The 24,174-nt window shown below is 71.8% G+C and carries 18 protein-coding genes, 2 tRNA genes and 1 pseudogene; 12 read left to right on the forward strand and 9 right to left on the reverse strand.

Annotated elements, in window-relative coordinates; translation table 11 throughout:
• Nucleotides 1–38: 38 nt before the first annotated feature.
• The 3 genes from OG331_RS26045 to OG331_RS26055 form a co-directional block, all read right to left on the reverse strand.
• Nucleotides 39–569, reverse strand: a complete 531-nt coding sequence (locus tag OG331_RS26045) for a DinB family protein (protein ID WP_406200391.1) — start codon at nucleotides 567–569, stop codon at nucleotides 39–41.
• Between the two features lie 180 nt (nucleotides 570–749).
• Nucleotides 750–1,181, reverse strand: a complete 432-nt coding sequence (locus OG331_RS26050; protein ID WP_406200393.1) for a hypothetical protein — start codon at nucleotides 1,179–1,181, stop codon at nucleotides 750–752.
• Nucleotides 1,182–1,272: 91 nt separating this feature from the next.
• Nucleotides 1,273–2,139, reverse strand: a complete 867-nt coding sequence (locus OG331_RS26055; RefSeq protein WP_406200395.1) for a bifunctional DNA primase/polymerase — start codon at nucleotides 2,137–2,139, stop codon at nucleotides 1,273–1,275.
• A 379-nt stretch (nucleotides 2,140–2,518) separates the two neighbouring features.
• Between OG331_RS26055 and OG331_RS26060 the strand changes: the two genes are divergently transcribed.
• From OG331_RS26060 to OG331_RS26085, 6 genes are all read left to right on the forward strand, one after another.
• Entirely contained in the window at nucleotides 2,519–2,842 is a 324-nt protein-coding gene (locus tag OG331_RS26060) for a hypothetical protein (RefSeq protein WP_406200397.1), read from the forward strand.
• A gap of 329 nt (nucleotides 2,843–3,171) precedes the next feature.
• Nucleotides 3,172–4,152, forward strand: a complete 981-nt coding sequence (locus OG331_RS26065) for a bifunctional MaoC family dehydratase N-terminal/OB-fold nucleic acid binding domain-containing protein (protein ID WP_406200399.1) — start codon at nucleotides 3,172–3,174, stop codon at nucleotides 4,150–4,152.
• Nucleotides 4,153–4,181: 29 nt separating this feature from the next.
• Nucleotides 4,182–4,574, forward strand: coding sequence for a MaoC family dehydratase (locus tag OG331_RS26070; RefSeq protein WP_406210276.1), 393 nt, complete (start codon nucleotides 4,182–4,184; stop codon nucleotides 4,572–4,574).
• Complete coding sequence (locus tag OG331_RS26075) at nucleotides 4,571–5,737, forward strand: lipid-transfer protein (protein WP_406200401.1); 1,167 nt, start codon at nucleotides 4,571–4,573, stop codon at nucleotides 5,735–5,737. Before OG331_RS26070 ends, OG331_RS26075 begins: the two co-directional genes overlap by 4 nt.
• Nucleotides 5,738–5,908: 171 nt before the next feature.
• Nucleotides 5,909–6,469 (forward strand): SigE family RNA polymerase sigma factor, encoded by a 561-nt coding sequence (locus OG331_RS26080; protein WP_328880611.1) that lies wholly within the window; start codon nucleotides 5,909–5,911, stop codon nucleotides 6,467–6,469.
• 274 nt (nucleotides 6,470–6,743) lie between these two features.
• On the forward strand, nucleotides 6,744–8,387 hold the full coding sequence (locus tag OG331_RS26085; RefSeq protein WP_406210279.1) for a long-chain fatty acid--CoA ligase: 1,644 nt from the start codon (nucleotides 6,744–6,746) through the stop codon (nucleotides 8,385–8,387).
• Nucleotides 8,388–8,542: 155 nt separating this feature from the next.
• Here OG331_RS26085 and OG331_RS26090 read toward each other — a convergent pair whose 3' ends face one another.
• Nucleotides 8,543–12,832: a PAS domain-containing protein gene (locus OG331_RS26090; protein WP_406200405.1), complete on the reverse strand. Its 4,290-nt coding sequence runs from the start codon at nucleotides 12,830–12,832 to the stop codon at nucleotides 8,543–8,545.
• Between the two features lie 310 nt (nucleotides 12,833–13,142).
• On the reverse strand, nucleotides 13,143–13,649 hold the full coding sequence (locus tag OG331_RS26095; RefSeq protein WP_406200408.1) for an SSI family serine proteinase inhibitor: 507 nt from the start codon (nucleotides 13,647–13,649) through the stop codon (nucleotides 13,143–13,145).
• A gap of 192 nt (nucleotides 13,650–13,841) precedes the next feature.
• Between OG331_RS26095 and OG331_RS26100 the strand changes: the two genes are divergently transcribed.
• The 4 genes from OG331_RS26100 (at nucleotide 13,842) to OG331_RS26115 (ending at nucleotide 15,413) form a co-directional block, all read left to right on the forward strand.
• Nucleotides 13,842–13,932 (forward strand) — tRNA-Ser (locus OG331_RS26100).
• 203 nt (nucleotides 13,933–14,135) lie between these two features.
• Nucleotides 14,136–14,208: transfer RNA gene (locus OG331_RS26105), tRNA-Arg, on the forward strand.
• Between the two features lie 260 nt (nucleotides 14,209–14,468).
• Complete coding sequence (locus tag OG331_RS26110; RefSeq protein WP_406200410.1) at nucleotides 14,469–14,744, forward strand: DUF5959 family protein; 276 nt, start codon at nucleotides 14,469–14,471, stop codon at nucleotides 14,742–14,744.
• Between the two features lie 396 nt (nucleotides 14,745–15,140).
• The gene (locus OG331_RS26115) at nucleotides 15,141–15,413 is read left to right on the forward strand and encodes a hypothetical protein (RefSeq protein ID WP_406200412.1); all 273 of its coding nucleotides are present in this window, start codon (nucleotides 15,141–15,143) and stop codon (nucleotides 15,411–15,413) included.
• 472 nt (nucleotides 15,414–15,885) lie between these two features.
• Here the strand turns inward: OG331_RS26115 and OG331_RS26120 are convergent, their stop codons facing one another.
• From OG331_RS26120 to OG331_RS26130, 3 genes are all read right to left on the reverse strand, one after another.
• A complete protein-coding gene (locus tag OG331_RS26120; protein ID WP_406200414.1) occupies nucleotides 15,886–16,923 on the reverse strand; it encodes an MASE1 domain-containing protein in 1,038 nt (345 codons plus the stop codon).
• 44 nt (nucleotides 16,924–16,967) lie between these two features.
• Complete coding sequence (locus OG331_RS26125; RefSeq protein ID WP_406200416.1) at nucleotides 16,968–17,813, reverse strand: PP2C family protein-serine/threonine phosphatase; 846 nt, start codon at nucleotides 17,811–17,813, stop codon at nucleotides 16,968–16,970.
• Between the two features lie 80 nt (nucleotides 17,814–17,893).
• Complete coding sequence (locus tag OG331_RS26130; protein ID WP_406200419.1) at nucleotides 17,894–21,805, reverse strand: SpoIIE family protein phosphatase; 3,912 nt, start codon at nucleotides 21,803–21,805, stop codon at nucleotides 17,894–17,896.
• 139 nt (nucleotides 21,806–21,944) lie between these two features.
• Between OG331_RS26130 and rutA the strand changes: the two genes are divergently transcribed.
• Together rutA and OG331_RS26140 are read left to right on the forward strand one after the other, a co-directional pair.
• Nucleotides 21,945–23,012 carry a pyrimidine utilization protein A gene (gene rutA / locus OG331_RS26135; protein WP_406200421.1) on the forward strand — a complete coding sequence of 356 codons (1,068 nt, stop codon included), beginning with the start codon at nucleotides 21,945–21,947 and terminating at the stop codon, nucleotides 23,010–23,012.
• A complete protein-coding gene (locus tag OG331_RS26140; protein WP_406200424.1) occupies nucleotides 23,009–23,665 on the forward strand; it encodes an isochorismatase family protein in 657 nt (218 codons plus the stop codon). Before rutA ends, OG331_RS26140 begins: the two co-directional genes overlap by 4 nt.
• Before the next feature lie 32 nt (nucleotides 23,666–23,697).
• On the opposite strand, the pseudogene OG331_RS26145 reads toward OG331_RS26140, so the two are convergent.
• A pseudogene (locus OG331_RS26145) lies at nucleotides 23,698–24,154 on the reverse strand (GtrA family protein); the annotation flags it as partial.
• Nucleotides 24,155–24,174 lie beyond the last annotated feature (20 nt).

The raw sequence follows: 24,174 nt of genomic DNA on the forward strand, positions 1-24,174 counted from the left end.
GTTGGACATCTCGTGGCGACGTGCGGTGAACGTCCAGGTCAGCCGTCCGTCCGGCTCGCCCGCAGCAGCCTCAACTGCCCGATCTCCGCGGCGTTCTTCATCAGCTCGGCGTTCACCCAGCCGATCATGTGGGCGACCGTGTACTGCGGGTCGTTCGGCCACGGGAACGGCGCCGTGGTGTCCAGGCCCCTCTCGTCGAGCCCCTCCAGCGCCGCCGGCCAGTCCGAGCGCAGGTCGCGCAGCCAGGCAACGGTTGCCGTACCGTCGCCGGGCCACGTGACGTCGTTCCGCTCCCGGGGCGGGCGTCCCCGCAGATGGTCCGTGGCCACGCTCCACCACCGGCCGATGTGCCAGCTGACCCAGGCGATCTTCGGCACCGGGACGGGGTCGGGCTCGGTCTCGGCCCGGTCCGGCACCCAGGTGCCGTCTGCGGCCCGGCGTACCGTCCAGCAGCGCGGCCCCGGTTCCCACAGGAAGTCCTCGGGCCGGAGTCGGTCGAGGTGGTACTCGAACAGCGCCCAGGTCAGATCGAACTGCCGGCGCAGCAGGTCACGTCGGGAAACGCTCATCGGCCGACCTCGGCACAGGAGCTCCCGCGCGGGGCAAGCCGATTTCCCCACGCCGCGGCTGCCCCGGGAGGCGCTGCCTGCAAGGGCCGTAGCGCGCGAGAGGCCGTCGCACGCGCGAGGTCGTACCGCGCGCGAGGCATTACCGCGCGAGAGGCCGCGCACGCTGAAGATCGCAGAGCGCTAAAGCTCGCAGTCCCGCGCCAGCCCCTCCCAGTCCACCTCCCGCAGTGCGTCCTCCGCGTCGCAGCCGTACGGCACGTGCGTGGTGGGCTGGAACCAGATGATCGTGAGGGCGGAGCGGTGCAGGACCGGGTCGTGGTCGCGGTCGAGGGCCGTGGAGCGGAAGGCGCCGACGCAGGCCACGGAGGGCAGCACCTCGACCGGGCCGAACGCGCCCGCGTACTGGTCGGGATACTCGCGCGGTGGCGGCACGACGTGCACCGGCACAGACGGATGGGCTCGTTCCGCGGTGCGGACGAGGCCCTTGATCTTCATCTCATTGACCGGCTTGCACGGGTAGCCCTCCAGCATTCCGCCGTACGTCGAGGAGAGCCGCAGCTCGGAGAGGTCGAGCGAGCGGCCGGACGTGAGGACGACGCGGGTCAGCGACATGGTCGGCACTCTAGGGCGGTGGTGCATCGAGCTCCCGTGCATTTTCGAGGCCCTGGTCGGATTCGAGGCCTCGGTCGGACGTCTGCGCCCGTCAGGGCCGGTGCCCCGTCATCCGCGCCGCCGAAGCGATCGTCGCGCGGGCCTCGCGTTCGGTCAGGCCGGTGTTGAGCGCCGCCTCGACAAGGGCGTCGACGAGCGCGGGGCCGATGCCGTCCTCGTAGGCGCGGCAGGCCGCCCAGAACAGGCGGGTGTTGCGCTGGCCCTCGTGGGCGGCGAGCACGAACTGCACGAGCCCCTGGCCGTGGCCGCCGGCCGACGGGGGCGTGAAGTGGTGCGTGCGGGGCGGGGGGAGCAGAAGGCGCAGGAGAGCGCGCGGGCAGGGCGCGGGGGTTATGTGGGTGGTGCCGGGAGCGGTGCTGTAGGTGCCGTGGTCGGTGCGGGAGCCGGGGCCGACGAGGTAGCCGCCGGCGCCGCGGATGTCGATGCCGGGTGCGAGTCGGCCCGCCGAGTTGGGGACGACGACGTCGGCCGGGCCGGTCAGCCAGAGGTGGCGGCCGCCGCTCGGGGTCAGGACGACGACCGTGGGCGGAATGGTGAACAGGTGGCGCAGTGCCAGTTCGCGCAGGGCGGCGGAGGAGTCCGTACCGGATTTGGTGTCGAGGTCGATGCCGATCAGATGGTGCGGGGGCAGGCCGCAGGCGATGCCGTAGCCCGTGGCCCAGGGGGCGGCGGCGAAGAGTTCGCGGATACGGGCGGGGTCGGTGGAGGCGTCGTAGACCCCGTGCCCGAAACGGCCGCACTCGCCGTGGCAGGGGGCGGGGTCGGGTTCGTCGCGATGCGGGGAGCGCAGGGCCGGGAGCTTCGTCCGGGACAGGGGGATGACGGCCAGTCCGCGCTCGGCGGCTGACAGGGCGTGTGCGAGGGCCAGCGTCGTGGCCTGCCGGTCGGTGGTGGCCATACCTCTATGTTCGTACGCGTGTTCGAAAAAAGAAAGAGGGGGAGGGGGTGACTCGCCGGGCGACGCGCCGATCGGCAGGGATTGGCCGGAAGTGCGCCGAAACCTTTCCTCCCTTGTGGGGCTTGGGGTGGAGCTGCCCCGTACTGCCCTGACTTGGGAGATGGAAGTGGTGAAAGGGGTTTATCGACTTGTCATCACGCTTGAGGGCGAATAGGGGCTTCCGGGGTGGTTCGCCGGGGATTCGGTGGGCAACTCTGATCTCGCGACGTCGTGCAGAGTTCCGGGGCGGTCGGCCAACTGCCCTGGAAAGAGCAGTACTTCATGCACCACCAATGCGTCCGGCGGGGAGCCTGGGCGCACCTGTTCTGGAGGAACAAACATGGCAAGCATCCGTACCGCCCGCGTCATCGCCGCCGTCTCCGCACTTCCGCTGGCCGCCGCCCTCTTCACCGGCGTCGCGACGGCGGACAACGGCGCCTTCGCGGACGACGGATCCAGCGCGGCTGTCACGAACGCCGCTCAGGGCCTCATCGGCAGCGGGGTCGGCGGCGACAACTACGGCAACTCGTCCACCACCCAGCAGCAGGCGACCGGCTCCGGGGCCTCGAACCAGAGCAACACGGCCCAGGTCAACGGCTCCGCGTTCACCTCCGTCAACCAGGGCAACGACAACACGGCCGTCAACTTCGCGCCGCTCTGGTAGTGAGCTGAGGGGGCCGGTGTCCCGTGCTCAGGCACCGGCCTCCTCGGACTGTGCGGGGTGTGCTCTGTGGGGTGTAACGCGTCTGTGCGGCGGTACTTCGGTACCGCCGCACAGGCGTTTTTCTGTGGCCTTGACAGTGCGTCGCATCTGACGGACAGTCAGAAACCTTCGTGGGGCCACGTCGGGCCACGTGGGGCCACGTCGGGCCAGAAACCTTCGTGGGGCCTCGTGGACGTTCCTGAGAAGTGGTGGGAACCGGATCGGCGGTCGCGGTGTACCAGAAGTGTCAGTGCGATGCGCCGTGGGGCGATGAGGACGAGGGGGCGACGGTGAGCTACGGGTCGGTGGTGAGCCACGAGGTGAAAGCGGGCGACGAGTTCGAGACGCGGCTCAAGGCCTACGAGGGTCGGCGGGCCGCCGTGGCCCGTGCGGGCAGGGACCCCGTCAACGCGCCCATGATCCGGCACTGGTGCGAGGCGATGGGCGACACCAACCCGGCGTACTCGGGACCGGACGCCATCGCACCGCCCACCATGCTCCAGGCGTGGACCATGAGCGGCCTCGTGGGTCACAGGGGACGCACGCACGCGTACGACGACCTGCTCGGCCTGCTCGACGAAGCGGGCTTCACCTCGGTGGTCGCCACGGACTGCGAGCAGGAGTATCTACGGCCCCTGCGGCCGGGAGACGAGATCACCTTCGACTCGGTGATCGAGTCGATCTCGGAGAAGAAGACGACGAAGCTCGGCACGGGGTACTTCGTCACCACCCGCATGGACATCCGCGTCGGCCCCGACCTCGCCGGCACCCACCGCTTCCGCATCCTCAAGTTCGCGCCCATACGCCGGACAGGGCAGAAGCCGTCACAGCCGGACCGGCGACAGACGCCCGCGCGCCCCCGCCCTGTCGTCAACCGCGACAACGCCGGCTTCTGGGAGGGCGTGGAGCAGCACAGACTGCTCGTCCAGCGGTGCACCGGCTGCGGCACCCTGCGCCACCCCTGGCTGCCCGGCTGCAACGCCTGCGGCGGGCTGGACTGGGACACGGTCGAGGCGAGTGGCGAGGGGACGGTCTATTCGTACGTCGTGATGCACCATCCGCCGTTCCCGGCCTTCGATCCTCCGTACGCGGTCGGCCTGATCGAACTGGCCGAAGGGGTGCGGATGATCGGCAACGTGCTGGGGGTGCCGTACGACAAGGTGCGGATCGGGCTGCCGGTGCGGCTGGAATTCCAGGAGTACGAGGAGGAGTTGGTGCTGCCGGTCTGGCGCGTTCAGGAGGCCGAGGAGATGCAGGAGTCGGACACATGACGGGCGGTGAGGGAGTAGCGGTGAGGCCCATAAGGGCCGGTGACGAACTGCCTCCGCTGGAGGTCCCGATCACCCGCACGCTGATCGTCTCCGGCGCCATCGCTTCACGCGACTACCAAGACGTGCACCACGACGCGGACCTGGCCCGCCAGAAGGGCTCCCCCGACATCTTCATGAACATCCTGACGACGAACGGCCTGGTCGGCCGCTACATCACCGACCACTTCGGACCGACAGCCGTCCTGCGCAAGGTGGCCATACGGCTCGGGGCGCCCAACTACCCCGGGGACACGATGGTGTTGACGGGCAGGGTCGAGGAGATCGACGGCGGCACGGCCACGGTTCGGGTGACCGGCGCGAACGGCATCGGCAAGCACGTGACCGGGACAGTGACGGTGACCGTGTCGGAGGGACCGGCATGAGCGTGCGGACGCGGGACGCCCTCGCCGGGCGGGCGGCGATCGTCGGTGTCGGGGCCACCGAGTTCTCCAAGGACTCGGGGCGCAGCGAGCTGCGGCTGGCGGTGGAAGCAGTGCGGGCCGCGTTGGACGACGCGGGGCTGACGCCGGGGGACGTGGACGGGATGGTGACGTTCACGATGGACACCAGCCCGGAGATCACCGTGGCCCAGGCGTGCGGGATGGGTGACCTGTCCTTCTTCTCCCGCGTCCACTTTGGCGGCGGCGCGGCCTGTGCGACCGTCCAGCAGGCGGCGCTCGCCGTGGCCACGGGGATTGCGGAGGTAGTGGTCTGCTACCGGGCCTTCAACGAGCGGTCGGGGCGGCGCTTCGGCTCGGGAGTGCAGCACCGGGAGCCGTCGGCGGAGGGCGTGGCGCTCGGCTGGTCGTTGCCGTTCGGGCTGCTCACTCCGGCCTCCTGGGTGGCGATGGCGGCGCAGCGGTATCTGCACACCTACGGGCTGACGCCGGAGGCCTTCGGACATGTGGCGGTCATGGACCGCAAGTACGCCGCGACCAACCCGGCCGCGTACTTCCACGGCAGACCCATCACCCTCGCCGACCACGCGGCCTCGCGCTGGATCGTCGAGCCGCTGCGGCTGCTGGACTGCTGCCAGGAGACGGACGGCGGCCAGGCGATCGTCGTCACGTCCGTCGACCGGGCCCGTGACCTGCCTCACCCGCCGGCCGTCATAGCGGCGGCGGCCCAGGGCGCCGGCCGCGGGCAGGAGCAGATGACGAGCTTCTACCGGGATGACCTCACCGGCCTGCCGGAGATGGCCGTGGTGGCGCGGCAGCTGTGGCGGACGGCGGGGCTGGGGCCGGGGGAGATCGACGTGGGCATTCTGTACGACCACTTCACTCCTTTCGTACTGATGCAGCTGGAGGAGTTCGGGTTCTGCGGAAAGGGGGAGGCGGCGGACTTCGTGGCCGAGGAGCGGCTGCCGCTCAACACACACGGGGGGCAGCTCGGGGAGGCGTATCTGCACGGGATGAACGGAATCGCGGAGGGGGTGAGGCAGGTGCGGGGGAGGTCGGTGAACCAGATACCCCGGGCGGAGCGAGTGCTGGTGACGGCGGGGACAGGGGTGCCGACATCGGGCCTGGTCCTGGCCGCCGACGGGTGATCCCGGCCTCGTCGGCGGCGGGTGACCCTCAGGGGTAATCCCGCAGTATGTGTCCGTCGCTCGTCCACCTTCAGGAGGTGTAGTCAGCCCCACCCCTACAACCTGAGGCGGACGTTGCTTCGGCACCTGCGGCCGATCCGCTGAAGTAGGGGTCGCTCATAGCGTGGAGCCATGACCACACCCGTCTGCACCAGCGCTTCCGACGCCGCGACGCGGTCCTTTCCGAACGCGACGTATCCCTCCTTCACGTCGTACGTGCGGGCCCGCCAGCCGGTGCTGCTGCGTACCGCCCGGTCGCTGACCGCGAACCCGTGCGACGCGGAGGACCTGCTGCAGACCGCGCTCACGAAGACATACGTGGCCTGGGAGCGCATCGAGGACCACCGCGCGCTCGACGGCTATGTGCGCAGGGCGCTGCTGAACACGCGGACGTCGCAGTGGCGCAAGCGCAAGGTCGACGAGTTCGCCTGCGACGAGCTGCCCGAGCCGGAGCCCACCCTCGGCCACGACGCCGACCCGGCCGAGCAGCAGGCGCTGCACGACGCCATGTGGCGCGCGATCATGCGGCTGCCGGCGCGGCAGCGGGCGATGGTCGTCCTGCGGTACTACGAGGACCTCAGCGAGGTTCAGACGGCCGAGGTGCTGGGCGTCTCCGTGGGCACGGTGAAGTCGGCGGTGTCGAGAGCCCTCGGCAAGCTCCGCGAGGACCCTGAGCTGGTGCTGGCCCGGTAGGACAGGCGCAGGCCCAGGCGCAGGCGCAGGCGCAGGCGCAGACGCCGAGGCACGACCGAGGCCGACGCGAAGCATGGCCACCGCCCCGCCTCCCACCGCTGCCTGCCTGCGTCCACCGCCCCGCCCCGCCTACCGTCACAGCCCCGTGAACGCAACGTGACGTGATCGATCAGCCGGTACTAGTGACATACCGCGCGGTATGCGCGCAGAATCTCCGCAACCCTTACTACCGCGTAGGCAATGTCGCCCCCGGGAGGACGCCGTGCTGAGCACGATGCAGGACGTACCGCTGTTGATCTCGAGGATCCTGACCCACGGGTCGACGATCCACGGAACATCACAGGTCACCACCTGGACCGGTGAGGCCGAGCCGCACCGCCGATCCTTCGCCGAGGTCGGTGCCCGCACGGCCCAGCTGGCGCACGCCCTGCGCGAGGACCTGGGCGTGGCCGGCGACGAACGGGTCGCGACCCTGATGTGGAACAACGCCGAGCACGTCGAGGCCTACTTCGCGATCCCCTCCATGGGCGCGATCCTGCACACGCTCAACCTGCGCCTCCCGGCCGAGCAGTTGGCCTGGATCGTCAACCACGCGGCCGACCGGGTCGTCATCGCCAATGGTTCGCTCCTCCCCCTGCTGGTTCCGCTGCTGCCGCACCTCAAGACGGTGGAGCACGTGGTGGTGTCGGGGCCGGGCGACCGTTCGGGCCTCGCGGCCGCCGACGTGCAGGTGCACGAGTACGAGGAACTGATCGCCGGCAAGCCGACGACGTACGACTGGCCGGAGCTGGACGAGCGGCAGGCCGCCGCCATGTGCTACACCTCCGGCACCACGGGCGACCCGAAGGGTGTCGTCTACTCGCACCGTTCGATCTACCTGCACTCCATGCAGGTCAACATGACCCAGTCGATGGGCCTGACGGACCAGGACACCTCGCTCGTGGTGGTGCCCCAGTTCCACGTCAACGCCTGGGGACTGCCGCACGCCACCTTCATGACCGGCGTCAACATGCTGATGCCGGACCGCTTCCTCCAGCCCGCGCCGCTCGCGCAGATGATCGAGGGCGAGAAGCCGACCCACGCGGCCGCCGTGCCCACCATCTGGCAGGGCCTGCTCGCCGAGCTCACCGCGAACCCCCGGGACGTCTCCACCCTCGGCCAGGTCACCATCGGCGGCTCGGCCTGCCCGCCCTCGCTCATGGAGGCGTTCGACAGCCTGGGCATGCGGGTCTGCCACGCCTGGGGCATGACGGAGACCTCCCCGCTCGGCACGGTCGCACGGCCGCCGGCGCACGCGGTGGGTACGGCGGAGGAGTTCGCGTACCGGCTGACGCAGGGCCGTTTCCCGACGAGCGTCGAGGCCCGGCTCACCGGCCCCGGCGGCGAGCGCATCCCGTGGGACGGCGAGTCGGCGGGCGAGCTGGAGGTGCGCGGCCCCTGGATCGCGGGCGCGTACTACAACGGCCCCGACGCCGAACCGCTGCGCCCCGCCGACAAGTTCAGCGAGGACGGCTGGCTGAAGACCGGCGACGTCGGCACCATCTCCTCCGACGGTTTCCTCACCCTCACCGACCGCGCCAAGGACGTCATCAAGTCCGGCGGCGAGTGGATCTCCTCGGTCGACCTGGAGAATGCGCTGATGTCCCACCCGGACGTCGCCGAGGCCGCCGTGGTCGCCGTCCCCGACGAGAAGTGGGGCGAGCGCCCGCTGGCGACCGTCGTCCTCAGGGAGGGCGCCAACGCCGACTTCGAGACCCTGCGCGCCTTCCTCGCCGACGAGGGCAAGATCGCCAAGTGGCAGCTGCCGGAGCGGTGGACGGTCATCGCGGCGGTGCCGAAGACGAGCGTCGGCAAGTTCGACAAGAAGGTGCTGCGCCGGCAGTACGCCGAGGGCGATCTGGACGTCACCCAGCTCTGACGGCTCTGACGGCTCTGACGGCTCCGACGGGGCGTCGTTGCGGGGAACTGTCGTGGGGCGGGCGGCTGCGGGTGGTCCGCAGCTGCTCGCCCCACGCGGCGTTAGCCGCACATCGAAACAGTCCCGCGCCCCTTTCGGGGCGCTTCACCTGCCGGTTAGTTGGTCCCGATCCGCGACAGCAGGTCCACGATCCGAGACTGCACCTCACCGCTCGTGGACCGTTCGGCCAGGAACAGCACCGTCTCGCCGGAGGCCAGTCGGGGCAGGTCGGCCTGGTCGACGGCGGCGGTGTAGACGACGAGCGGGGTGCGGTTGAGCTGCCCGTTCGCGCGCAGCCAGTCCACGATCCCGGCCCGGCGCCGATGCACCTGGAGCAGGTCCATCACGACCAGGTTCGGCCGGAAGTCACCCGCCAGCGCCACCGCGTCGGCATCACTCGCGGCCCGCGCCACCTGCATCCCGCGCCGCTCCAACGTCGCGGTCAGCGCCAGCGCGATCTCCGCGTGCTCCTCGATCAGCAGCACGCGCGGCGGGTGCTGCTCACTGTCCCGCGGCGCCAGCGCCTTGAGCAGTACGGCGGGATCGGCGCCGTACGCCGCCTCCCGCGAGGCCTGTCCGAGGCCCGCGGTCACCATCACCGGCACTTCGGCCGCGACGGCGGCCTGCCGCAGCGACTGCAGCGCGGTCCGCGTGATCGGCCCGGTCAGCGGGTCGACGAACAGCGCGGCCGGGAACGCCGCGATCTGCGCGTCGACCTCCTCGCGCGAGTGCACGATGACCGGCCGGTAGCCGCGGTCGCTCAGCGCCTGCTGGGTCGTCACATCCGGCGCGGGCCACACCAGCAGCCGCCGCGGGTTGTCGAGCGGCTCCGGCGGAAGCTCGTCGTCCATCGGCTGCGGGCGCGGGGTGTCGGCGACCTCGATGGCCCCGCCCGGCCCGTCCAGCGGCTCGGGCCCTTCGGCTGCGTTCTCGTCCGGCGCACCTATGGCGTACGACCGTCCGGCCGCCTCGGCCGTCGGCGCCGGCCGCGACTGCCCGGCCGGCGACGACTGGGTCTGCGGCTGGGACTGCTGTTGCCCGCCGAGCGACTGCTGCGGCTGTGCGGGCACCGGCTGCTCGGTCGGCGGATGCGGCCGCGCCGCCTGCTCCGGCGAAGCGCCGGGCCGCGCGGCGGGGTCGGGCGGCGTACCCAGCTTGCGGCGCCGTCCGCCGCTCGTCTGATGCGGGGGAGGCGTGGCAGACGGCGGCGCAGGCTGCTGCACCTGAGCAGCCTGCCGCGTGAACGGCACCCCCTGCCCCAACGTCCGCACACTGATCGCCCGGCCCTGCGTCGAGTTCGGGTCGACGGGGGCGGCCGGGGCACCGGGAGCCGCGGCTTCGGCGGGCAGCGGCTGGGCCGCCCGCTCGGACGGACCGGCCGCAGCCGCCGCTTCCGGAGGCAACGGGGTGCCCGGAGCCGGCGTGCCCGAGGCGGGCTGGGGCTGCGCGGTACGGGTGCCGTTCGGCTTCGGCGGCACGGGTGCGCCCGGCGCGGCCTGCGGGGGTACGGGCGTGCCGGCAGCGACGTTCGCCGGTACGGCAGTCCCGGCGTCCGGGGTGTCATCGGCGGCGGGCCACGGCTGCGGGGCCGGGGTGCCTTGAGCCGGGGTGCCCTGCTCGGGGGCCGCCTCGGCGGGGAGGGGCCCGCTCGGGGCGGCGGGATTCGGCGCGGTGGGCCGGGCGGGCTGGTCCGGAACCGGCTGCGCGGGGTGTTCCGTACCCGGCTGGCCCACGGCCCGTCGGCGACGCCCGGTCGGCCCGCTGGTCGGATGCGGCTGCGGCGGGGTGTGGTCCGCGGCCTGATCGTGCGGCACGGCATCGTGCCGGCCCTCGTCGACAAGAACGTCCCCAGGAGCCCCCTGCCCGGGTACCTGGACCTGCCCCGGAGCCGGGACCTGCCCGGGAACCTGGGCCTGCGCCTGTACGGCGGCCGGGACCGCACCCGGAGCAGCCACAGGCGCACCCGGCGCCCCAGCCACACCCGGCGTCATAGCCGCCGCCGTAGAAGGAGCCGCAGCCGGCTCACCACCGCCCTGCCCCTCCCCCCTACTGGCACCAGTCCGGTCCGCCGCGGCGGGCGGCAGCGCGAACACCGGACGGGGCCCCGCCTCCTGCGCCTGCGCGGCACCCCGCTCGGCGGCCGTGGCGAGGGCACGTCGACGCCGTCCGGACGGCTGGGGAGCGTCGCCCGAGCCGGCCGTACCGGACCCGGAAGCCGAAGCGGAGGCGCCGGCCGCGGGCAGGGCGGGCGGCAGGGCGTGCTGCTCGCCGCCGTCCCGCCGGGCGCGCCGTCCGCCGGGTGCGGGCACCCCTTGCGGAGGTACGGTCCCGCCGAGGCCGTTCCCGGTGGCCGCGGCCCCCGCCGCATGTTCGGCGGCCGTGACGACGGCCCCCTCGGAGACGCCGTCGCCGCCGTCCCCGCCGTCCTCGGCAGGTCGTCCGCGCCGCCGTCCGGTACCGCCGGAGGCCTCGCCGCCGGCGTCCGCTCCGCCCTGGGGCAGTTCCGGAGCGGCAGCTGCCGCACGCCTGCGCCGCCGCCCGGTGGGCGCAGAGCCATCCGAGTCACCGGAATCGGCGTCGGCACCGGGCGTGTCGCCCTCCAGGAAGGCGTCCACGGAGGACCGCCGGGCCCGCCGCCGCCCGCCGCCCGCACCCTGCTCGGCACCGGTAGCCGCAGCGGCACCCTCGGTCCCGTCACCGGCCTCAGGCGCGACACCGTCCACGGAGGCGGCCGGAACGGCTCCCGCCCCACCCCCGATGGGCACTTCGAGGACGTACGCACTGCCGCTCATCCCCGGCACGTCGTGTGTCTGCAGCACGCCGCCGTGCGCCCGCACGATCCCGCGCACGATCGGCTCGTGCACCGGGTCTCCGCCGGCATACGGCCCGCGCACCTCGATCCGTACGACCTCCCCGCGCTGTGCCGCGGCGACGACGACGGTGTTGTCCATGTAACCGCCCGCCGACACGGGCGAGTTCCCGGTCGCGTCGACCCCCGCGACATCCGCGACGAGATGCGCGAGCGCGGTGGCGAGGCGCTGCGGGTCGACCTCGGCCTCGATGGGCGGCGCGTGCACGGCGAACTGCACCCGCCCCGGCCCGATGAGCTCGACGGCCCCGTCGACACCCGCGGCGACGACGGCGTCGAGCATCACCTTCGTACGGGAGACCTGGTCGGTCCCCGAGTCGAGCTGCTGGTACCCGAGGACGTTGTCGATGAGCGTCGTGATCCGGGAGTAGCCGGCCGACAGGTGATGGAGCACCTGGTTGGCCTCGGGCCACAGCTGCCCGGCGTCGTCGGCGGCGAGCGCGGCCAGTTCACGGCGGAGCTCGTCGAGGGGACCCCGGAGCGAGCCGGCGAGCAGCGTCAGCAACTGCTCGTGCCGAGCCGCCAGCGCCTCGTACCGGTCCTTCTCCCGTTCCCCGAGCGCGGCGTACCGCTCCTCGCCGGCGGCGAGCTCCTCGGCGTGCAGCTCCTGGAGCTCCTCGACCTCGCTCACATGCTTCTGCCGCAGGGCGGTCAGCTCGGAGGAGTGCTCCTCGGCGAGCCGCTCCAGCTCCTCGGCGTGCCGCTCCTCGGCGGTGGTCTTCTCCTCGGAGAGGGCGTCGTAGGGCCGACGGTCGGTGAAGGTCATCACGGCGCCGACGAGCTGGTCGCCGTCGCGCACCGGCGCGGTCGTCAGGTCGACGGACACCTCGTCCCCGCCCTTGGACCACAGCACCTGCCCACGCACCCGGTGCTTGCGCCCCGATCGCAGGGTGTCGGCGAGCGCGGACTCCTCGTACGGGAAGGGCGACCCGTCGACACGGGAGTGCAGGACGAGCGTGTGCAGCTCGCGTCCGCCGAGGTCGCTGGCCCGATAACCCAGTATCTGAGCGGCGGCCGGGTTGACGAGGACGATCCGCCCGTCGGTGTCGGTGCCGATGACACCCTCCGAAGCGGCCCGCAGAATCATCTCGGTCTGCCGCTGCGAACGCGCCAGCTCGGCCTCGGTGTCGACGGTGCCGGTCAGATCCCGTACGACGAGCATCAGCAGCTCGTCACCGCCGTAGCCGTATCCGTCGTAGGCCTGTTGCCCGTTCTCGAGGTTCGCGGACGTGACCTCGACGGGGAACTCGCCGCCGTCGGTCCGCCGGGCCATCATCCGGGTCGGCTTGGTCCGGCCCTGCGGGTCCATGTGGTCGGGCCGCCGCATGGACCCCGGAATCAGCTTGGAGTCGAACTGCGGCAGCAGATCGAGCAGCCCCCGCCCCACCAGAGCCGTCCCCGGCGCCTCGAAGGCCTCCAGGGCGATGGTGTTGGCGTTGACGACGGTCCCATTGGCGTTGACCAGCACCAACGCATCGGGAAGCGCGTCGAGTATGGCTGCGAGGCGAGCAGCGCCTCGGGATGGCCTGCTGCTCACGAGACGCTTCCTCCCTGTTACCGCACCTTGCCGACCGCTCGGGCCATCTTGCCAACCGGCCCGCGACGTGTCACGCGAGGGAGTCTAAAGGCTGGGGTTGCGCTCGCGGCGTCGGATGAGAGGGAGGTCGCACGACGAAGTGACCCAGAACGTATGTCCGCCTGTGCCGACGTCCCGCCAGCGTCCTTCGGGCTTCGCGAGACCTTCGCGGGACTTTTACGGAGCCGATGCTTCCCTCATGGAAAGCCTGTGCGACGGCGTACCGGACCCCCTGCTTCCTGACGTAGGGCGGCCCGGCGCTGTCGTGCGGCTACGGCCGCCCCTGCCGCCGCAGGTCGGGAAGGAGCGGCACGAGCCGGTCCCAGCGGTCGATCTCGCACCCGTTGCTGCGGTCGTACCGCGCGTCGACGGGGCGCCCGGCCCAGGTCCCGGTGACATGCGCGGTCGCCGGCCCGCCGTACTGCATGGTGCAGAAGCCGTCCCGCGCCGCCGGAGCGAAGGTGTCCCTGCCCCACCTGCCACCGCGATCGAGCGCCGCACAGGCTCCGGCGGCGTCGGGGTGGTCGCCGCCGGCCGGGTGGCAGGACAGCTCGTGGGTTCCGTCGGCGCCGCCGGCATTGCGGACGGTGACGGTGAGGTGGTCGCCGGAGCGGCCGGGGTCCTTCAGGGACGGGGACGCGAGGGGGACCGGCGCGGCCTGGGCGTGCGCGGCGGCGGGCACGACGGACGTGGAGCCGACGGCGACGAGAGAGCCGGCGGCGACGAAGAGCAGCCGGCGAAGGCGCCGGGCCGGGGCGGAACGGTTGACCTGCAACATGACCTGACTAACGCCGCACCCCCGCGTACGTTGCGGCCCCGCCCCTCCCTGCCCGGCGCTCCGCGAAGCACGCCGGGAAGAGCTTTGCCCTGCGGCCCACCCGCCTAGTACCGTGGAGGTCGATTGGTGACAGCACGCTCGACTGTGTCATCATCTGCACGCACCACTCGCGCTCGCGCGGGCGGCTGTGCTGGAGGCGTCGCCTAGTCCGGTCTATGGCGCCGCACTGCTAATGCGGTTTGGGCCTTAAAGCCCATCGAGGGTTCAAATCCCTCCGCCTCCGCGCTAGATCACGAAGCCCCGGTCCCAGGACCGGGGCTTCGGCGTTTTGCGACACCCCTGAGATTCGCCTCCATCAGGCCGTTTTCGCAGGTCACAAGGGGTACGGCAAACGGATTTCACATGGCGGCGGCAGTCATGTAATGTTCTTCCTGTCGCCGCGAGCGGGCCAGAAGGGCCGGGAGCGGCGGGAAAACAGAACAACAAGCACTCGTAGCTTAACGGATAGAGCATCTGACTACGGATCAGAAGGTTGCAGGTTCGAATCCTGCCGAGTGCACACAGGTCAAAGCCCCCTCGGGATCATCCCGGAGGGGGCTTTTTCGTGCCGTACAGCAGTGAAGTGCGGTAGCGGTTGATGTCAGCTCAAGGAGAAGCCCTCGATGGAGAACGTTGAGCCACTCGACTTGATCGTCCTGGACGATGGCGTACAGGGCGTTGCCGTCCGGCTGTTGTCCGCGACTCCGCAGCTCGGCTACTACGACGCCGAGATCGTCATCCGCAGTGGCTTCGTGAACGCCGCTGCGCGGACGGGTTTCCATGCCGATGACAATCGCCGACTGGGCGGCGCTCCTGGACGCCGTCGAGGAAGGGGACGCCGAAGCCGACGAGGCTGACACCGTCTTCACCGGCAACTGGCCGAGCGAGGGGCGCACGGCCTACCTCACCTTGGTTGCGGAGGACCCGTACGTGGTCGAGGTGCACGACGCGTCCAGCACTCAGATTTCCGTCCGGGTCCCGATCGACCTCAAGGCCGAGTGGCTTGACTCGGCCCGCGAGCGACTTGCGGCTGTTCGTCGTGAGCTCGCGGCTTAGACGGGGTTCGCGACGATCCTTTACTTGTCGCGTGCATGCCCTAGGCATACTGTCCAAGTCGCCCGGCGCTGCCAGTGCCGGGCTGCTTCTCTGCAGCAGCAGTACCCACAGTCCCGAAGCAGAGAAGCGCAGGCTGACGACACGGCTGTTTCTGCCGACGAGACGACGGACCAAGTCATGACCTACTCGAGCCTGCGGGCGACCCGGCTCGCCGGGTGCGCTTTCGTGGTGTCGGCATTTCTGCTCACCTCATGCACGGCATCCGGGAGCCGGGCGGACAGCGCGGCGAATTCACCCTCGCCTGCGCCGAGTCGGCCCCGACCGGCCACTGAGCCATCGGAGAAGAAGCTCACCGAGCAGGCCCGGGCGGCTCTTGCCGCTGTCCGGAACGGGGCAATGGTCGAGGCCGGCGTGGAACGCGTGACCGACGGCATTCACACCGAGCCCGGGCTCAGCAAGGGGAAGATCTACCGGCTCAACCTGGTGTGTGCCGGCAGCGGCAGCGCACAGCTGGAGTTCGTGCCTGCGAGCGCTGGAGCGGGGGCCACGGTGCCGTGCGATGAGTCAGTGGTTCAGCAGCGGATCGCTGGGGACAGGCTGGTCCGTGTCGATGTGGAGGGCGCCAAGGGGGCGACCGGCGTGATCGCGTGGCAGATCGACGCCCTGTGATGCGAGCACACGGCGTTCTTGAGCCTCGGGGCTCTGGCCGCCAGTCTGCCGGTGGTGGAGCTGGGCGGCCTCGGAGCCGGAGGGGGCGAATTCCGTTGGCGATCAGGACGGCAGCTCGTGTGGGCGCAACCAGGCGCGAGACGTCCGGTTCTTGGCGGGCTCTTTCGGCGGGCAGGTCGAGCGGTCGCGCAAGGTCCCCTCAGGAGTGCCCCTTGCGTTCCCCTTGGTGAACCTCGTGGGGAGCCCTCCGACTGCGAGGCCTTCATGGATCGGGCCCAGGGGACCGCAGTGCCAAGGGGACCGCAGTACTGGACGGCAGGGAGCTCGACCCGGAGGAACAACGGGGAGCGGCGATCTCGGTGCGGGCCGCTGCGGACAACCCTGCCCGAGGGGCAGGAGACATCGGACGGTTCGACCGTTCGGCGGTGAACATGTGCCTGCGGTCGTCCGACGCCGCAGGCTTGCACAGATCTCAGGCGTCGTCTGAAGTCCGGTGCGTCGGCCCTCCGTTCGTCCGTGCCGGAGTCGGGTCGGGCCGGGGTGGGAGCGTGGTGAGGGGGCGGTCCGGGGCGAGTTGGGTCAGGGCCTCTGTGAGGTCGTCGCAGGCCTCCTGGAGGGCCTGGAGGGTTTGGTTCCGTTCGGTGATCACTGCTGAGAGCAGGAGGGCCGTCAGGGCCACGGTGCCGTTGAAGGCCTGGAGGATGACCATCTTGCCGAGGAGGTCCTGGCCGGCGAAGGGGCCCGAGCCCACGGCGCCCGCGGTGATCGCGACGATGGAGGCGGTCAGGGCGCAGGGGGCGGCGCCGAGGAGTTGGAAGCGGAAGGCCGCCCAGATGAGGAAGGGGACGACCAGGAAGAGGAGGTCGACCGAGCTGTGGGTGGCGACCAGGGTGATCGTCGCCGTGCCGCCCAGCAGGAGCAGGGCCTCCGCGCCGCGCAGCACCGGGGAGCCGCGGGGCAGGCGGGCGCTGCGGGCGGCCAGCAGGAGCGGGGCGATGAACAGGACGCCCATCGCGTCGCCCGTCCACCACACCGACCAGGTCGCCCAGAACTCGCCGGCCGGCAGCGCGCCGGCGGCCACCAGGACGCCCGTGCCGATCGTCGCGCTGATCACCATGCCGCCCAGGGCGCCGAGGAAGACCAGGGCGAGGGCGTCCTGTAGTCGGTCCAGGGCGGGGCGGAATCCCGCGCGCCGCAGGAGGAGGCAGGCGCAGATCGGGGCGATGGTGTTGCCGGCCGCGATGGCGAGCACGGGGAGGATCGACGGTCCGAGCGTCACGTTCACCACGAACGCCCCGACCGCGACGGCCGGCCACATGCGAAGCCCCCAGAGCATCAGGGCGACGAGCGCGATGCCGGTGGGCGGCCAGAAGGGCGTGACCTGGCCTCGTACCAGTTCCTGTTCGAGACCGAGCTCGGCGCTGCCGTAGTAGGCGGCCGTCACGGCGACCAGTCGCAGACCCTCGGCGCCGTATCGCCGGAGCGGTGTGCCGGGCGGCGCCGCCGTCATCGCTGCCCACCGCAGCGGTCGTCGTCCCGCTCGTGCATTGCCGTTCACCCTCCGCCGGTCCGCGTGCGCTCCCCGAGGCTGTCGTAGCGAAGCACCAGGACCGCCGCGTCGTCGTTGTGGCCGGTGAGGTCCGCCACCTTGATCACCTGTGCGGCCAGTGCGTCCGGGTCGGTGCAACAGGCGTCGCCGACCAGGGCGGCCACCTTCTTCATGCCGTCGTCGATCGGGTAGTCGGGGCCTTCCACCACACCGTCGGTGAGCAGCACGAACGCGCCCGCGCCGGTCAGCTGCCGACAGGACGACGGGTAGTGCTCGCCGGCGTGGATGCCCAGGGGCAGGCCGCCGTCGTGCAGGACGATCTCGCAGCGGCCGTCGGCCGAGCCCCAGACGGCCGGGACGTGCCCGGCGCGGGCGTCGCACAGCTCACCGGTGGTCGGGTCGAAGCGCAGGAACGAGCAGGTCACGAACAGCTCGGAGGCCATCGCGACGAGCAGGTCGTTGGTGCGTCCGAGTATCTCTGCGGGGTCCGTGGTGGCGGTCGCGACGGCGCGCAGACAGGTCCGCACCTGCCCCATGTGCGCCGCTGCCTCGACGTCATGGCCCTGTACGTCCCCGATGGCGAACCCCACCGAGCCGTCCGGCATCAGGAAGCCGTCGTACCAGTCGCCGCCGATGTCCAGCCCGCCCCGCGCCGGCGTGTACCGTCCCGCCGCCTGCAGACCGGGCACCGCGGGGAGCTCCGCGGCGAGGACCTGGCGCTGGAGCGCGGCGGCGAGCTCGACGCGCGCCTGCTGGAGCTTGATCTGGTCCATGATCCGGCCCGTGAGGTCCCCGAGCTGCTGCAACAGCTCTCTGGCGGTACCGGCCGATTCGGTGCGGCGGTGGGCCATGGCGTCACACCCCGGTTCTTGCGGAGGGCCACATGCGGCATACGTCGTATATTCCGCATTGCCTCACAAGTGTGGCGCTTTTACCGTACCCCGGCAGTGGGCGGGTCTTCCTGGTCCCGAACCGCGCCCGCCGCGCCCGCCGCCCCCGGCGGTTCCGACAGCCCCAGCAGCTCCGGCAGACCCGCCACGTCCAGGAACATCCGCTCCAGCGGGTCCGCCGCCGGCTGCAACGCCTGCTCCGTCCAGATGCACTTCCCCGTCGCCGTGTACCGCGCCCCCCACCGCTGCGACAGCGCGGTGACCAGCTGCAGACCCCGGCCCCCCTCGTCCGTCTCCGTCGCCCGCCGTATGCGCGGCATGGTCAGGCTGCCGTCGAACACCTCGCAGATGAGCTCGGCGCCGTGGAGGAGCCGTAGGCGCAGGGGGCCCTTGGCGTGGCGGATGACGTTGCCGACGAGTTCGCTGGCCAGGAGTTCGGTGGTGGGGGCCAGGTCGTCCAGGCCCCAGGCCGCGAGCTGCCTGCGGATCAGGCCGCGGGCCTGGCCGGCCGCCCTGGGGTCGTCGGGGAGGGGCCAGGAGGCCATGCGGGTGGCGGGCAGCGCGTGCAGGCGGGCCAGCAGGAAGGCCGCGTCGTCGGGCGCCTGGTGGTCGTCGGGGAGGAGGGCGGAGGTGACCCGCTCGCACAGCTGTTCAAGGTCCTTCGCCGTGCCGTCCGCGTGCGAGGAGCGCAGTACGTCGGCGAGCGCCGCCATGCCCTCGTCCATCTCGCGCTTCGACGACTCCACCAGGCCGTCGGTGTACAGCACGAGGACGCTGCCCTCGGGGACCGGGATCTCCGTCGTCTCGAACGGGGGCTCGGCGGCGCCCAGGGGCGGGTCGGCCGACAGCGACGGGAAGACCACCGTGCCGTCGGGGTGCAGCAGGGCCGGGGGCGGGTGGCCTGCGCCGGCTATGGAGCAGATCCTCGTCGTGGAGTCGTACAGCGCGTACAGACACGTCACGTACGACTCCTCGCCCATGCCGCCGACGATGTCGTTGAGGTGGCTCATGATCTCGTCGGGGGGCAGTTCGAGGTCGGCCAGGGTGTGCACGGCGGTGCGCAGCCGGCCCATCGTCGCCGCCTCGGGCAGCCCGTGGCCCATGACGTCGCCCACGACCAGAGCCACCTGGCCGCCCGAGAGCGGGATGATGTCGTACCAGTCGCCGCCCACGTCCATGCCCGGGCCGGCCGGAAGGTAGCGGGCCGCGGCCGTGCAGGCGGGGACGGTGGGCAGGTCCCGGGGCAGCAGGCTGCGCTGGAGCTCGCGGGACCGGGTGTGCTCGGCGTCGAAGAGGCGGGCGCGTTCCAGGGCCTGGGCGACCAGGGCGCTGGTCGCGGTGAGCAGGGTGCGCTCCTCGTGGGTGAGGCGGCGCGGGTGGTCGAAGGTGACCGCGCAGATGCCGAAGGTGTGGCCCGAGGCCGTCAGCGGGAGGAGCGCCCAGGCCTGCTTGTCGGCGCGGGCGGGCAGGTCGGCCAGCTCGGGGTAGCGGTCGGCGAACTCCCGCGGGGAGGACATGAACAGCGGCGTGCCGGTCAGTATCGCGTCCCACAGCGGGCTGGGTTCCGTACGTTCGCGGCCGTCGAGGACCGTGAGGACGTCCTCCGGGTAGCCGACGGAGCCGACGGTGTGCAGCCGGTCGCCCTCCACGGCCTGCACGACCAGACCGGTCGCCTCGAACGGCGGCAGTACCCGGCGGGCGACCGCGTCCACCACGTCCTTCGAGGTCGTCGCCTTGGCGAGCGCCGCCGTCAACTCCGCGATCCGCGCCGCCCGTTCGGTCGCGGCCCGCTCGGCGGACCGGCGCTCCTCCTCCAGCCGCCGCCTCTCGGTGACGTCGGTGAAGTAGATCGTGCGGCCGTCGGGGCCCGGGACCAGCCGGAGGTGACACAGGCGCCCGTTCGGCAGCCGTACGTCGAAGCTGACCGACTTCTCCGCGGCGGCGGCCTGCCGGCAGCGGATCTCCAGGCCCGGCACCTGCTCGGCGGCGGGCAGGTCCCACAGCAGCCGGCCGAACAACTCCTCCTCGGAGTAGCCCAGGGTGCGTTCGGCCTCCACGTTGGCGAAGGTGATCCGCCAGTCGTCGTCCATCGCGAGGAAGCCGTCGCTCATGTGCCGCAGGGCCCGGCCGAGCGCGTCACGGGCGGAACGCGGCTCGTTGCTGTCCCAGCCGACGCCGATCATCCGGTGCGGTTCGCCGTCATCGTCGTACGTCGCTCTGCCGCGGGCCTGGGTCCAGCCCCAGGCGCCGTCCAGCTTGCGCACCCGGTACTCGGCCTCGAACACGCCGTGCTCCCGGATCGCCCGGTCGACCAGGGCCAGCGTCGGCGCCAGGTCGTCGGGGTGGACGCACCTCATCCAGTTCTCGACCCGGCCGACGTAGTCCTCGGGCCGGGTGCCGTACAGCTCCAGCGCGGCCTCGTCCCACAGCAGTTCGCCGGTCCGGATGTTCCAGTCCCAGGAGCCGACGCTGACCTCCTTCAGCGCCTGGCGCAGGCGTCCGCCGTTCTGCTCCGGCCGCGTGGGGTGGGAGGGGCCGGCCGGGGGCGGCGCCTGGACCATACGGTCCTCGGTCCAGGCGATGACGGCGCGCAGAAACTCCCACTGCTCGGGGCTCGGTTCGCCTCCGTCGCCCATCAGAACGGTGAGGGCACCGATACTGCGCCTCCCACTGAACAACGGCAGCGCGGCCAGGCCGGTGCCGGGCCAGGGGGTGGCGGTGTTCGGGGGGTCGGTGGCCGTGCCGTGAGGGTCGGTGGCGGCGATTGGGGCGTGGGTGGCTGCGCTTGGGGCGTCGGTGGCGGCGATTGGGGTGTGGGTGGTTGCGATTGGGGCGGGGGTGGCTGCGCTTGGGGTGTCGGTGGCGGCGCCCGAGGTGGGGGTGGCTGCGCCAGGGGTGTCGCTGGCCGTCCTTGAGGTGCCGTTGGCTGTCCCCGAGGTGTCGGTGGCTGTGCTCGGGGAGCCGTTGGCGGCGGCCGGGGTGTCGCTGGGCGTCCCCGAGGTGCCGGTGCCCGGGGAACCGGCGGCCGCAGCTGGGGTGTCGTGGGCCGTCTCCGAGGTGCTGGTGGTGGCGTTCGGGGTGGCCGTGCCCGTGCTCGGGGAGCCGTTGGCGGCGGCCGGGGTGTCGCTGGGCGTCCCCGAGGTGCCGGTGCCCGGGGAACCGGCGGCCGCAGCTGGGGTGTCGTGGGCCGTCTCCGAGGTGCCGGTGGCAGTACTCGGGGAGTCGCTGGCCCCGCCCGGGGTGCCGTGGGCCGTCCCCGAGGTGCTAGTGGCGGCGTTCGGGGTGCCCGTGCCCGTGCCCGTGCCCGTGCCCGTGCCCGGGGAACCGGCGGCCGCAGCTGGGGTGCCGTCGGCCGTCCCCGAGGTGTCGGTGCCCATGCCCGGGGAGCCGGTCCCCGTCCCCGCAAAGCCGGTGGCCTCGCCCGCAAAGCTGCTGGCCCCGCCCAGGGCTTCGGCCCTCTCGGCCGGGCTGAGCGGGACCCACTCTCCGTTCCTCTCGGCCGGGCTGAGCGGGACCCACTCTCCGTTCCTCTCGGCCGGGCTGAGCGGGACCCACTCTCCGTTCCTCTCGGCCGGGCTGAGCGGGACCCACTCTCCGTTCCTCTCGGCCGGGCTGAGCGGGACCCACTCTCCGTTCCCCTCGGCCGCGCTGAGCGGGACCCACACCCCGTTCCCCCCGGCCGCGCTGAGCGGGACCCACACCCCGTTCCCCTCGTGCAGCGCGTGGGACGGGGCCAGCGGGCCCTCCTGGTCGATGATCTCCCAGGCGCGGGTGAGGGCGGGAGGGAGCCCGGCCGTCGACACCAGGCGCAGCGCGGACATCGGGCCCCGGAGGTGGATCATGCCGCCCAGGGCGCCCAGTTCGCCCACTGCGTGTTGCAGGGCCAGCCGGAACACCTCGCTCTCCGCGACACCGGGGGCCACCGTGCCGAGCAGTGCCAGCCGAGCGTTCATGCTGCGGACTTTACCGTTCCGCGCTCAACCGATTCGCCGGTTTGCAAGATCCTCACGCCGCGCACCGGGCCACCCGACGGAACGTCAACAGCCGTTATCTACCGTGGAGTTGAAGCAACCCCGACCGCTGAGGAGCGGCATGGACATCGGCGTATTCATCCCCATCGGCAACAACGGCTGGCTCATATCGAAGAGTTCCCCCCAGTACCTGCCCAGCTTCGAGCTGAACAAGGCCATCGTGCAGAAGGCCGAGGAGCACGGCCTCGACTTCGCGCTGTCGATGATCAAGCTCAAGGGATTCGGCGGCGACACCGAGTTCTGGGACCACTGCCTGGAGTCGTTCACGCTGATGGCCGGCCTCGCCGCGGTGACGGACCGGATCAAGCTGTACGCCTCCACGCCGATCCTCGCCCTGCCCCCGGCGATCGTCGCCCGCATGGCCACGACGGTCGACTCGATCGCCCCCGGCCGCTTCGGCGTCAACATCGTCACCGGCTGGGCGCCCGGCGAGTACTCCCAGATGGGCCTGTGGCCCGGCGACGAGCACTTCGGCAACCGCTACGACCGGGCCGTCGAGTACGTCACCGTGATGAAGGAGCTGTGGCGCGAGGGTGTCAGCAACTTCAAGGGCGAGTTCTACGAGATGGACGACTGCGTGCTGTCGCCGCGCCCGGCGAACGGGCACATCGACATCGTCGCCGCCGGCCAGAGCAGCACCGGCATGCGGTTCGCCGCCGAGCACGCCGACTACAACTTCATCCTCGGCAGCGGCGTCAACACCCCGCTCGCGTTCGCGGACTCCACCGCCACGCTCGCGGACGCAGCGCGCGGGACGGGCCGGGACGTCGGGGCGCTGTCCCTGTTCATGGTCATCGCGGACGAGACCGACGAGGCCGCGCAGGCCAAGTGGCAGGACTACCACGACCACGCCGACCGCGCGGCCCTCGCGTACATGGCGGGCGAATCCGCCTCCGACACCACCGCCGACGACTCCTCGACGGCCCGCACCATCGTGCTGCCCGAAGGCGCGGTGAACCTCAACATGGGCACGCTGGTGGGGTCGTACGAGACCGTCGCGGGGATGCTCGACGAGATCGCCGAGGTCGACGGCACCAAGGGGATCATGCTGGTCTTCGACGACTTCCTGGCGGGCATCGAGGACTTCGGCACGCGCATCCAGCCGCTGCTGAAGTGCCGGCAGGCATGAGCGGCTTACGGCGGCCGGGACCGGCGGCGCAGGAGGAGGACTACGCGCGGGCCGGCCTGGACGGGCACCTCGCCCCCGGCAGGTCCCCGGCACTGCTCCTGGTGGACCCCGCTCGGGCCTACGTGGACCCCGACTGCCCGCTGTACGCCGGGGTCGAACCGGCCGTGGAGGCCATGAGGGCGCTGCTTGCGGCGGCGCGCGGGGCGGGGATCCGGGTGGTGGTCACGCGGGTGCGGTTCCGGCCCGACGGCGGCGACGGCGGCGTCTTCTTCCGCAAGGTGCCGACACTGCGGGTGTTCACAGAGGGGAGTCCGCAGGGCGACTTCATCGACGGACTGGCTCCGGTGGCCGACGAGTTGACGGTGACCAAGCAGTACCCGAGCGCCTTCTTCGGTACGGCCCTGGCGGCGCACCTCACCGCGAACCGCGTCGACACCCTCCTCATCGGCGGACTGACGACGAGCGGCTGCGTGCGTGCCTCCGCGCTGGACGCCATGCAGCACGGGTTCGTCCCGGTCGTCGTCGAGGAGGCGGTCGGCGACCGTGACCCGGACGTCCACGCGGCGAACCTCTTCGACATCCGGCACAAGATCGGCGAGGTGTGGCCCCTGGAACGGGTCACCGGGTACTTGGACGGGATGCGAGTGGACTGAGCCGAGGCCGTCCGGCCAAGGGGCGTCTCGGCAGGGGCCGTTGCGGACGGCGCAGCCTCCTTCTTCCGCTCGGCGAACACGAACAGCCGTAGCACCAGGAACCGGCCGATGCCGGCCAGGCCGGAGGCGGTGAGGTGGACGGCCTGCTCCCGGAGCAGCGGGGGAGACGGCTGGACCGCGTGAGCAGGAGCATCGCCGCTGTCGTGACGACGTAGGCGGCGAAGGCCGAACCCGCCGACCGGAGGTGCTCGCGCAGGTCCGGTCGGCGTCCGGTGCCGAAGGTGAACAGGGCGTGCAGCTCGGTGCACAGGAGGGTGGAGGCGACGGTGACCAGGGCGTTCGCGAGTGCCAGGCCATCGCCGTGGCCAGCAGCGGTACGACGGCACCGGCTAGGAGCCCGACACCGCCGCCGCACACCACGAACCGGGCGAAGGAGGCGAAGACGCCCGGCTTCGATGGGCTCGGTATCGACGGGTGCTGCGCCTCCATGGCGGGTTCCTTCCGGGCGG

The sequence above is a fragment of the Streptomyces sp. NBC_01017 genome, from assembly GCF_045162795.1.
GTDB classification, from domain to species: domain Bacteria; phylum Actinomycetota; class Actinomycetes; order Streptomycetales; family Streptomycetaceae; genus Streptomyces; species Streptomyces machairae.

Coding starts and splice junctions, on each gene's coding strand:
- OG331_RS26045 (WP_406200391.1), bottom strand. CDS start 569: ATGAGCGTTTCCCGACGTGACCTGCTGCGCCGGCAGTTCGATCTGACC.
- OG331_RS26050 (WP_406200393.1), bottom strand. CDS start 1,181: ATGTCGCTGACCCGCGTCGTCCTCACGTCCGGCCGCTCGCTCGACCTC.
- OG331_RS26055 (WP_406200395.1), bottom strand. CDS start 2,139: ATGGCCACCACCGACCGGCAGGCCACGACGCTGGCCCTCGCACACGCC.
- OG331_RS26060 (WP_406200397.1), top strand. CDS start 2,519: ATGGCAAGCATCCGTACCGCCCGCGTCATCGCCGCCGTCTCCGCACTT.
- OG331_RS26075 (WP_406200401.1), top strand. CDS start 4,571: ATGAGCGTGCGGACGCGGGACGCCCTCGCCGGGCGGGCGGCGATCGTC.
- OG331_RS26080 (WP_328880611.1), top strand. CDS start 5,909: ATGACCACACCCGTCTGCACCAGCGCTTCCGACGCCGCGACGCGGTCC.
- OG331_RS26085 (WP_406210279.1), top strand. CDS start 6,744: ATGCAGGACGTACCGCTGTTGATCTCGAGGATCCTGACCCACGGGTCG.
- OG331_RS26095 (WP_406200408.1), bottom strand. CDS start 13,649: ATGTTGCAGGTCAACCGTTCCGCCCCGGCCCGGCGCCTTCGCCGGCTG.
- OG331_RS26110 (WP_406200410.1), top strand. CDS start 14,469: ATGCCGATGACAATCGCCGACTGGGCGGCGCTCCTGGACGCCGTCGAG.
- OG331_RS26115 (WP_406200412.1), top strand. CDS start 15,141: ATGGTCGAGGCCGGCGTGGAACGCGTGACCGACGGCATTCACACCGAG.
- OG331_RS26120 (WP_406200414.1), bottom strand. CDS start 16,923: ATGACGGCGGCGCCGCCCGGCACACCGCTCCGGCGATACGGCGCCGAG.
- OG331_RS26125 (WP_406200416.1), bottom strand. CDS start 17,813: ATGGCCCACCGCCGCACCGAATCGGCCGGTACCGCCAGAGAGCTGTTG.
- OG331_RS26130 (WP_406200419.1), bottom strand. CDS start 21,805: ATGAACGCTCGGCTGGCACTGCTCGGCACGGTGGCCCCCGGTGTCGCG.
- rutA (WP_406200421.1), top strand. CDS start 21,945: ATGGACATCGGCGTATTCATCCCCATCGGCAACAACGGCTGGCTCATA.
- OG331_RS26140 (WP_406200424.1), top strand. CDS start 23,009: ATGAGCGGCTTACGGCGGCCGGGACCGGCGGCGCAGGAGGAGGACTAC.